This is a genomic window from Wolbachia endosymbiont of Drosophila barbarae, from assembly GCF_044752445.1.
In the GTDB taxonomy this organism is placed as follows: Bacteria; Pseudomonadota; Alphaproteobacteria; order Rickettsiales; family Anaplasmataceae; genus Wolbachia; species Wolbachia pipientis.
Genome location: NZ_JBIXJM010000139.1, coordinates 137 through 5,207, shown reverse-complemented (window position 1 = coordinate 5,207; position 5,071 = coordinate 137). Strand labels below are relative to the sequence as shown.

General features: G+C 33.9%; 7 protein-coding genes. 4 read left to right on the top strand and 3 right to left on the bottom strand.

From position 1 onward, the window contains the following. The first annotated feature begins 251 nt into the window (after positions 1–251). Complete coding sequence (locus tag ACIPNH_RS02305) at positions 252–959, top strand: pyridoxine 5'-phosphate synthase (protein ID WP_006279877.1); 708 nt, start codon at positions 252–254, stop codon at positions 957–959. On the opposite strand, the gene ACIPNH_RS02300 is transcribed toward ACIPNH_RS02305, so the two are convergent. From ACIPNH_RS02300 to rplM, 3 genes are all read right to left on the bottom strand, one after another. Continuing rightward, positions 952–1,263, bottom strand: a complete 312-nt coding sequence (locus ACIPNH_RS02300; protein ID WP_006279876.1) for an HU family DNA-binding protein — start codon at positions 1,261–1,263, stop codon at positions 952–954. The genes ACIPNH_RS02305 and ACIPNH_RS02300 overlap by 8 nt on opposite strands. Before the next feature lie 146 nt (positions 1,264–1,409). Then, positions 1,410–1,865, bottom strand: coding sequence for a 30S ribosomal protein S9 (gene rpsI, locus ACIPNH_RS02295; RefSeq protein WP_400771483.1), 456 nt, complete (start codon positions 1,863–1,865; stop codon positions 1,410–1,412). A gap of 10 nt (positions 1,866–1,875) precedes the next feature. Then, positions 1,876–2,334, bottom strand: coding sequence for a 50S ribosomal protein L13 (gene rplM, locus ACIPNH_RS02290; RefSeq protein ID WP_010082596.1), 459 nt, complete (start codon positions 2,332–2,334; stop codon positions 1,876–1,878). A 129-nt stretch (positions 2,335–2,463) separates the two neighbouring features. On the opposite strand from rplM, the gene ACIPNH_RS02285 reads away from it, so the two are divergent. The 3 genes from ACIPNH_RS02285 to ACIPNH_RS02275 all read left to right on the top strand — a co-directional run bounded on the left by ACIPNH_RS02285 (position 2,464) and on the right by ACIPNH_RS02275 (position 4,937). Then, a complete protein-coding gene (locus tag ACIPNH_RS02285) occupies positions 2,464–3,687 on the top strand; it encodes a TolC family protein (RefSeq protein ID WP_400771480.1) in 1,224 nt (407 codons plus the stop codon). A gap of 19 nt (positions 3,688–3,706) precedes the next feature. Beyond that, on the top strand, positions 3,707–4,282 hold the full coding sequence (locus ACIPNH_RS02280; RefSeq protein ID WP_174516014.1) for a PopZ family protein: 576 nt from the start codon (positions 3,707–3,709) through the stop codon (positions 4,280–4,282). A 76-nt stretch (positions 4,283–4,358) separates the two neighbouring features. After that, positions 4,359–4,937 (top strand): RlmE family RNA methyltransferase, encoded by a 579-nt coding sequence (locus ACIPNH_RS02275; protein ID WP_015588787.1) that lies wholly within the window; start codon positions 4,359–4,361, stop codon positions 4,935–4,937. Positions 4,938–5,071 lie beyond the last annotated feature (134 nt).

The following is a 5,071-nucleotide window of genomic DNA, read 5'->3' as shown; positions in this document are numbered from 1 at the left end:
TATCCCTTATTCCTAGATCTCTTGCTACTTTTGCAACTGGTTGACCTACCTTTCTTTGTTCATTTGCCAGTTTAACAGCTTCCAATTTGAATTCTGCTGTATATTCTCTTACCATTTCTAATCCTCCAAAATTTTATTTTACCCAAAAAAACTCTTTTCTTTCTCTCCACTTTTTCTGGGTAAGGTCAAACAATGACTATGCAAAAAACCTAATAACATGTATAATCTATAAATAATTTCTGAGGTAGATTGTGAAACTAGGTGTTAATATCGATCACGTTGCAACCCTCCGCAACGCACGCGGAACTTCTTATCCAGATCCATTGAAAGCAGCAGAAATAGCCATTGACGCTGGAGCAGACTTTATTACTGTACACTTACGAGAAGATAGAAGGCATATTAGAGATGAAGACGTATTTAACCTAAAAAAAAGCATTAGCACTGAGTTAAATCTTGAAATTGCAGCCACGGAAGAAATGCTTGAAATAGCAAAAAAGGTAAAACCCTATTCGATTAGTATAGTACCAGAAAAAAGAGAAGAATTAACAACCGAAGGTGGCCTGGATATCGTGAATATGCACAGTAAACTTTCTAGTATAATAGAGGAAATGCATAGCTCTAGCATAAAAGTCTCACTGTTTATCGATCCAAATATTGATCAACTAAAATATCTTGAAAAGCTAGGGACAAAACCTGACATAATAGAAATTCACACAGGGGATTACTGTGATAATCCATCAGAAAAAAAGTTACAGTTAATTACTAATGCTGCAGAGTACGTCAATAAATTAGGAATAGAATGCCACGCAGGACATGGCATAACTTATAAACACGCTAAGAAGATGACAAGAATACCTCACATCTCAGCTCTTAACATAGGCCACTATTTAATTAGCGAAGCTGTATTTTACGGCTTACACAGCGTAGTAAAAACAATGAAAATGACAATGTCTAACTAACTGCTGCTTTTTCCTTCTCATTTAAAATACTTAAAAGAGTTTGGCTTGCTTTAAATTTTACCCTTGTCTTTTTAGGAACAGTCATGATCTCACCACTTTGGGGGTTACGACATTGTTTTTCCTGACTGATAGCAGTAGAAAATGTTCCTATTCCATGCAAACGTATTTCACCTTTCCCATGCAGCTCATTCTTTATTATTTTAATAAACGCATCATGAATCTTGCTCAAATCAGATTTTGTTATATCTATATTCTGACTAGAACAATCTTCCTTTAATTGTTTTATTATATCTTCTTTACTCATAAATTACCTTAATATTGAAAAAATCACATAAATAGCATATTATGTTGACACCGATAGTCAACTAAATTCATCACAAAAATAGAGGATATCATACATTTTTGCAAATATTTGTATAATACTTACAAAAAAACACCCCTATAAAATAACTATCTCTTAGAAAATTGACACTTTTTCCGAGCTTTATGTTGACCATATTTCTTACGTTCAACAACACGTGAATCTCTAGTTAAGAACTCACCATTACGTAGTATAGAATGCAAATCTTGGCTTACACTACTTAAAGCTCTGCTTATTCCATGAGCTAGAGCACCTGCTTGACCAGATAGCCCTCCACCTTTTACAGTTGCAAATACATCGTATTTATCCAATGTGGAAGTTGCAACAAATGGCATTTTTACTATTTGGCACACTGACTCTCTTTTTAAATAAGAAATTAGATCGCCTTTTTTGTTAACACTAAATTTTCCACTCCCCGGCTTTATCCATACTCTTGCTACAGATTCTTTTCTTCGGCCTGTAGCATATAAACGACCAAGCGAATCAACTGCTGATTTAATTGTCTTTTCTGACCAATCATTGTTATTTATTGTAGAACTCTTCATTTTTACTCCATTACTTTTTATTTTTACGATTCAAAGAGGCAAAATCTATCTTTTCAGGTTGCTGTCCTTGATGCTTATGCTCTGAACCAGAATAAACATACAAATTTTCAAAGCGTCTACGTGCCATAGGCCCATCATCAAGCATCCTTTTCACTGCCATTTCTATTACACGCTCAGGAAATTTGCCATTTAAAATATTATCTGGAGTAGTTTTCTTCAAACCACCAGAATAACCTGTATGCTTATAGTAAATTTTATCTTTAAGCTTCTTTCCGGTGAAATGCACCTTTTCTGCGTTGATAATAATTACATTATCGCCACAATCCATATGAGGTGTATACTCAGGTTTATGCTTTCCACGTAATAGTGTCGCTACAAATGCTGCAAGCCTCCCTACCACTAATCCTTCTGCATCTATGACAAACCACTTTTTATTGATTTGTTTCTCCTTTAAGAAAAAAGTCTTCATTATTTGATCCAACAATAGTAAGCTATGATATACTTAATTTCTCAATAGTGTCAACAATATTAGTTATTGATTATTAAAGTAATTTATGTTAGTAATTGAGCTGCGCAACCAATATGCATAGGAATTAGAATGTTTCGATTGATTATCACACTTGCGATCATTTTTAATACTATAAGTTGCTATGCAACCGATGTGGGAGAAGTGATAAGCAAAGCCATCAAAAATAGCTCAAAAATAAAGTCTCAATTTTACCAATATAAAAGCGCAGAAAAACACTATAAATCTTTTGGGTTAGCTGGATTTTTACCTGACATTAATTTGCAATACAATTTCGATAGTAATTTTAATCTTGATACATCTGAAAAAAAACTTACATTGCGCCAGAAATTAATCGATGGTGGTGGTACCTTTGCCACATTCAGTCGATCAAGCCATCTTCTCAAAGCAGAAAAGATGCGATTTCAGCAATTAAAACAAGAGCTTGCACTTAATGCTGTGAAAGCATATGTTAATGTTTTACAAAAGACAGAAATATTAAAGCTCAGAGAACATAAAGAACACGTTTCTTTGGAACATTTGTCAGCTATGAAAAAACGCTTTTCCCTTGGAGAGGTAACCAATGCTGAAGTTTTGTTAGCAAAAGCAAAATTTTCGTCTTCTATATCCGAAAGAGTTGATGCTGAAGGTAAATTAAAGTTGGTAAATATTGCTTATTATCATTTGATTGGCGAAGATGCTGATGACCTTTCTGAAGCTAATGATAAACTACCTTCTGTTCCAGAGCTAAATGAATGTTTACAGTTAGCAAAAACCAATAATTTATCTCTAAAAGCAGCAGTTTATCAAAAAAGAGCAGCCGGAATGGAAGTGATTGCTGAAAGCTCCAAGTGGCTTCCTTCTTTAAATCTAAGTGCAAGCAAAAATTTTGGGGAGGATGGTATGAAGGTAGACAAACTATTAGAAAATGTTCATGTAGTTTTTACTCTTGATGTTCCAATCTTTAAGAGAGGAGTTAATGCTTTTGGTGTCAGTAAAGCTAAAATGGATGCAAAAAAATCTACCTACGATTATTATGAAACGGTAAAAAATATAGAACAAGCAGTTGTAAATGCTTGGAATAATGTGTTGACAGCAAAGGCCATTATCAAAGCAAGTCAAGAAGCGGAAAAAGCAGCAGCTCTAGCATTGGAAGGAGTTGAGCAAGAAGTAAACTTAAATTTAAAGAGTACATCTGACCTTTTGGACACTGAAGATGCATTATTTAAAGCACGTTCAGACTTAGTTGAAGCAAAAAGCAATTATGTGATTAGTGTTTACAACTTGCTTTTTATGATAAATAGTATAGACCTCTAAATTTAATGGTATTAGCACTATGCATGATGAACAAGGCAATCAATCTGTAAAAGATATCCTAGAAGATATAAAAAAAGCTATATCGGGTAAAAACGCGAGTAACGATAAAGCAGAAATAAAGGATGAAAATGATGATGTGCTATACCTTGAGGAAGAGTATCCAGAAGAAATAGAAGAAGATGGCAAAAAAGAAAATAATGAAAAAGAGGACATTGATAATGATGACCAAAGTGAGGAAATGGCTTGCAACAATAACCAATTTAATGGCCATAGCTACAATTCAGAAGAAAAAAAAGATATTTATTTGTACGATAATATCCAAATGAGTAATAACAAGGCGAGTAATAGCGGCTTACAAGCGCAAAATAACGATCATCTAATTTTAAAAGAGAATATGGAAGAGATCAAAGCGTTGCTTGGAAAAATGCAAAACGAATTACAGCATAAACAACAAAAAAAAGCGAACCTTACTGTTGAAGAATTAGTTATATCTCTTTTAAAACCTCAGCTCTCAGAATGGCTGAATAAATATCTACATGCACTGGTAAAAGAAGTAGTTGAAAAAGAGCTTAAAGATATAATCAATAATAAGTAGGGTATTAGCAATAAAAACTAGAGTAAAGACGGCTAGAGGCAGAAAGCTATCTTCAACAAGGTGGCTACATCGTCATTTGAATGATCAGTATGTGCAAAAAACTAGCAAGGATGGTTATAGGTCACGCTCAGCATATAAGCTGGTAGAAATGGATAACAAATTTAAATTATTCCAAGAAGGGCAAAAAATTATTGATCTTGGTGCTTCTCCTGGTGGATGGTCACAAGTTGCATCTCAGAAAGGTGCAAATGTGGTTGCTCTTGACATAAAACCAATGAACGCAATTAATGGAGTAGAGTTTATACAATGTGATATTATCAATGAGTTTGAAATTTTGAGAGAAAAATTCAAGGATCAAAAATTTGATGTGATTTTATCTGACATGGCGCCCGAATCTTGTGGTTTAAAATCGTTGGATCATATCAGAATTATGCTTTTATGTGAGGCAGCGCTCAATTTTGCAAAGCATTTCTTGAGCCATGGTGGCACGTTTGTAGTAAAAATTTTCCAAGGAGAATCTGATAAAGATTTTTGTAACGAGCTAAAAAAAATGTTTAAAACAGTAAAATACTTTAAACCAAAGTCAAGTAGATCTGAATCTACAGAAATGTATTTGGTAAGTTTAGGCTTTATTGGCAGCAGACTTTCTATATAATATTAATCCAGGTAGCCCACAGAAACGAAAAAACTTGCTTGACAAACCTCGCCAGCCCCCTTATCATGAAACTGAAGCTATTGTATTTGCTTTCGCCAATCTGCAGATTAAAAGGTAAGGATTACTTAATGTAT